Annotated in this window: 4 protein-coding genes; 2 read left to right on the forward strand and 2 right to left on the reverse strand. The window is 63.5% G+C overall.

Going from position 1 to position 4,103, the window contains the following annotated elements; genetic code table 11:
• The first annotated feature begins 67 nt into the window (after positions 1 to 67).
• Positions 68 to 1,384, forward strand: a complete 1,317-nt coding sequence (locus ACIQ17_RS31650) for an ActS/PrrB/RegB family redox-sensitive histidine kinase (RefSeq protein ID WP_398473482.1) — start codon at positions 68 to 70, stop codon at positions 1,382 to 1,384.
• A gap of 136 nt (positions 1,385 to 1,520) precedes the next feature.
• On the opposite strand, the gene ACIQ17_RS31655 is transcribed toward ACIQ17_RS31650, so the two are convergent.
• Together ACIQ17_RS31655 and ACIQ17_RS31660 are read right to left on the reverse strand one after the other, a co-directional pair.
• Positions 1,521 to 2,759, reverse strand: a complete 1,239-nt coding sequence (locus ACIQ17_RS31655) for an MFS transporter (RefSeq protein ID WP_398473483.1) — start codon at positions 2,757 to 2,759, stop codon at positions 1,521 to 1,523.
• Positions 2,760 to 2,862: 103 nt separating this feature from the next.
• The gene (locus ACIQ17_RS31660; RefSeq protein ID WP_398473485.1) at positions 2,863 to 3,543 is read right to left on the reverse strand and encodes a DUF938 domain-containing protein; all 681 of its coding nucleotides are present in this window, start codon (positions 3,541 to 3,543) and stop codon (positions 2,863 to 2,865) included.
• A 158-nt stretch (positions 3,544 to 3,701) separates the two neighbouring features.
• On the opposite strand from ACIQ17_RS31660, the gene ACIQ17_RS31665 reads away from it, so the two are divergent.
• Positions 3,702 to 4,103, forward strand: a 402-nt coding sequence (locus ACIQ17_RS31665) for an MBL fold metallo-hydrolase (protein ID WP_398473486.1), incomplete at its 3' end; no start/stop codon positions are given.

Raw genomic sequence — 4,103 nt, forward strand, 5'->3', positions numbered from 1 at the left:
AAGAGCGGCGACTTTGCCGCATCGCCCACAGTTTGTGGTCCTCCCACCGAACCATTAAACTCCTGATATGACCGACGTTTCCGCTTCCGACTTTCGCCATCCGCGCCGTTATGTGCGACTCGACACGATCCTGCGCCTGCGCTGGCTGGCCGCGCTCGGGCAGCTCGCCGCCATTTTCGTGGTGGTGCAGGGCCTCGAATATGACATGGCGATCATCCCTTGCGTGACGATCATCGGCCTGTCGGCAGCGCTGAACCTGGTGCTGCAGACCCTGTTCAATCCGGTGCATCGCCTGGAAGCCATCAGCGCGGCGGGATTGCTGGCGCTCAACATCATCGAACTCGCCGCCCTGCTCTATTTCACCGGCGGCCTGCAGAACCCGTTCTCGTTCCTGTTCCTGGCGCCGGTGCTGATCTCGGCCACCGCGCTGCCGACCAATTACACTATCGGCCTCGGCGTCCTCGCCGCCACCTGCACCACGGTGCTGGCCTTTTTCCACCTGCCGCTGCCTTGGGACACCGCCGATCCGCTGGTGCTGCCGCAGATCTATCTGCTCGGCGTCTGGTTCTCGATCATGACCGCCATCGGCGTCACCAGCCTCTATGCCTTCCAGGTCACCGAGGAAGCGCGCAAACTCTCCGACGCCCTCGCCGCGACCGAACTGGTGCTGACGCGCGAACAGCACCTGACCCAGATCGACGGCCTGGCCGCTGCGGCAGCCCATGAATTGGGAACGCCGCTGGCGACGATCTTCCTGATCTCGCGCGAACTGGTGAAGAATGTCGACAAGAATCCGGAGCTCGCCGGCGACCTGCGCACCATGGCCGAGCAGGCCCAGCGCTGCCGCGAAATCCTCTCCAAGATCACGCAGCTGAATTCCAGCGGCGCGCCGTTCGACCGCATGCGCATCTCGCAGCTGATCGAGGAATCCGTCTCGCCGCATCGCGATTTCGGTGTCGCCATCAAGGTGCGGATCGCGGTGTCCAATGCGCCGGAGCCGGTCGGCATGCGCAATCCCGCAATCCTCTACGGCGTCGGCAACATACTCGAGAACGCCGTCGATTTCGCCCGCGAACAGGTCGAGGTGAATGCGTGGTGGAACGCGGATGCCATCGTGCTCTCGATCTCCGATGACGGCCCCGGCATTCCCCCGGACCTGCTGAAGCGCATCGGCGAGCCTTATCTGTCACGTCGCCGCAATACCGAAGACGGGCCCCGCCGTGGCCTCGGCCTCGGCGTTTTCATCGCGCGTACCTTGCTGGAGCGCACCGGCGCCAAGGTCACCTTCAGCAACCGCACGTTTCCCGACCACGGTGCCGTGGTGCAGATCGCCTGGCCGCGCGATGCGTTCGAGACGGCGGGGCAGCTGGCAGAGGTGGATTGATCTCTTTGTCCCGGACGCGGAGCAGCGCTCTTGCGCTGCTCCGCAGAGCCGGGACCGCATCAAACGCCGGAGTTTGCGATGGTCCCGGCTCAGCGCGGCAGCGTTTCACGCTGCAGCGCGTCCGGGACACAGGACATTAGATCGCCGGGTCCGGAAACGCCTGCGCCTGCTTCAGCGCACGTCGTTTCGCAAAGCCTGCAATCATCAGCACCGCCAAGCCCAGCACCACCGGCGGGAAGACCACGGCATTGACGGCGTTCCAGCCGTAATTCGCCAGCAACTGGCCGGACGAGAACGAGCCGATCGCCATCAGGCCGAAGACGAGGAAGTCGTTGAACGCCTGTACCTTGTTGCGCTCCTGCGGCCGATGGGTTTCGAGCACCAGGGCGGAGGCGCCGACGAAGCCGAAATTCCAGCCAACACCGAGCACCACAAGCCCGACCCAGAAATGCATAGCGGTAACACCGGACATGCCGATGATCGCAGCCAGTGCTTCCAGCAGGAGACCGACGGCCACGACCTTCGGCGCGCCGAAGCGCGTGATCAGCGCGCCGGTGAAGAAGCTCGGCCCATACATGGCGACCACGTGCCACTGAATACCGAAATTGGAATCGCTGAGGCTGAGGCCGCAGAGCTTCATGGCCAGCGGCGCCGAGGTCATCACCAGATTCATCATGGCATAGGACACCACGCCGCAAATCGCGGCGGCGACGAAACGCGGCTGCTTGATGATCTCAACGAGCGGCCGGCCGCCATGCATGTCGGCCGGCGCCGGCTTTGGCGCATCGACCGTGGAGAGCAGTGCCATCGCAATCAGCGCGACGACCGCCTGTGCGAGGAAGCTGAAGGAGAACAGGTAGGGCGACCAGATATCCATGGTCCATTGCACGAGCTGCGGGCCGAGCACGCCGGCAAACACGCCGCCGGCCATCACCCATGACACCGCCTTGGGCCGATAGGCCGGGCTGGCGCCATCCGCCGCCGCAAAACGATAGGATTGCGCAGCGGCGCCGTAGAAGCCGCCGAACAAGGTCGCAACGCAGAACAGCACAAAGGATGCCTGCAGAATGGCGATGGCACCGAGCAGGCCGCACAGCGCCCCTGCCCCGCTCCCGATGATGAACGCAACGCGCCGGCCAAAGCGACGCGAGATGATACCGACCGGCAATGTCGCTGCGGCAAGGCCGACCACATACATCGACAGCGGCACCGTCGCGAGCGAAGCACTCGGCGCCAGTGTCGCGCCGACAATCGCGCCGGTGGCGAAGATGACCGCCGAATTGGCGCCGCCCAGCGCCTGCGCCGCCGCAAGCCGCCAGACCGTGGCGCGCGCGCGTGCATCGTCGAAACTCTCAGGACTCGTCGGTTCGCTCATGGGGATTCCGCCCGGATATCGGCCTGGTTCGTTCCAAGCCGTTGTTCTGAAATGACTATGCGGGCGTGCCTGCGACAGTTCAACACACGCCGACGCAGCCGCCCTATGCGGGTGCGCGCCTGAAAATGAGAATGAGATTATTGGCCGGCATCTCCACGACCTCGCTCAGCTTGAGGTCCACGCCTTCAGCGACCTTTTCCAGCTCTTCCACGTCGCGCACACCCCATTCGGGATTTCCGTTGCGCAGGCTGGTGTCGAAAGTCGCGTTGCTGAGCGCCGTGTGCTTGCCGCCCCGCTTGAACGGGCCATAGATAAAGAGCTTGCCATCCGGCCGCAGGTATTTTGCCGCGCCAGCAATCAGCCCCTCCGCCACCGGCCAGGGCGCGATGTGCACGACATTGGCGCAGAACACCGCCAGCAGCTCGCCCGGGCCGTTGCCATTTGTCATCTCGGGACACCAGAAGGGATCAGTGAGATCGATCCGCAACGGCGAGCGGACATTCGCGCGCTGTGTATGCGCGCGCCATGCCGCGATGCTTTTCAGATGCGCCTCATTGAGGTCGCTCGGCCACCAGGTGATGTCCGGCGAATGCTCCGCGAAGTACATGACATGCTGGCCGGTGCCGCTGCCGACCTCCACAACATCGCCGCTGTGTTGCTGCAAGGATGCCGCAAGAACTTTCCAGATCGCCGCATGATTTCGGTGAAAGGCAGCGGCATCCAGACGGCCATCCGGCTCGCTCCGCCCGCCATCCTTGCCGAACTCGACCACATATTCCGCCATATCCGCCTCCGTCCGGAGCATTAGGCCGACTGGCCGCCTGAAGCAATTCGTGCAGCAGAAAACATTCGCTCAAGATCGCTTGAGTAGGGTATTATTCTGACTTGAGGCCACTACATGGAATATTAAACCCCAACCAGCCTTGAGACACGGTGAGCGACATGATCTTCCGCCAGCTCTTCGACAGCGTATCGGGCACTTACAGCTATCTGCTGGCCAGCCGCCACGGCGGCGAGGCGCTGATCCTGGATCCTGTGCTGGAAAAGGTCGACCGCTACTGCCAATTGCTGCGCGAGCTAGACCTGCGGCTGGTGAAGGCCGTCGATACACATCTGCATGCCGATCATGTCACCGGCCTTGCCGAGCTGCGTGAGCGCACGCAATGCGTCACCGTGATGGGCGACCAGAGCAAGGCCGACGTCGTGGCGATGCGCGTGAGCGATGGCGACAAGGTGATGATCGAGGGCGTCAGCCTCGACGTGATGTACACGCCCGGCCACACCGACGATTCCTACAGCTACATGATGAAGGATCGCGTGTTCACCGGCGACACGCTGCTCATT

Source organism: Tardiphaga sp., from assembly GCF_044340795.1.
GTDB lineage: Bacteria > Pseudomonadota > Alphaproteobacteria > Rhizobiales > Xanthobacteraceae > Tardiphaga.

What these genes read in the sequence shown, in the direction of transcription:
- ACIQ17_RS31650 (WP_398473482.1), top strand. Translation starts at nt 68, where the DNA reads ATGACCGACGTTTCCGCTTCCGACTTTCGCCATCCGCGCCGTTATGTG.
- ACIQ17_RS31655 (WP_398473483.1), bottom strand. Translation starts at nt 2,759, where the DNA reads ATGAGCGAACCGACGAGTCCTGAGAGTTTCGACGATGCACGCGCGCGC.
- ACIQ17_RS31660 (WP_398473485.1), bottom strand. Translation starts at nt 3,543, where the DNA reads ATGGCGGAATATGTGGTCGAGTTCGGCAAGGATGGCGGGCGGAGCGAG.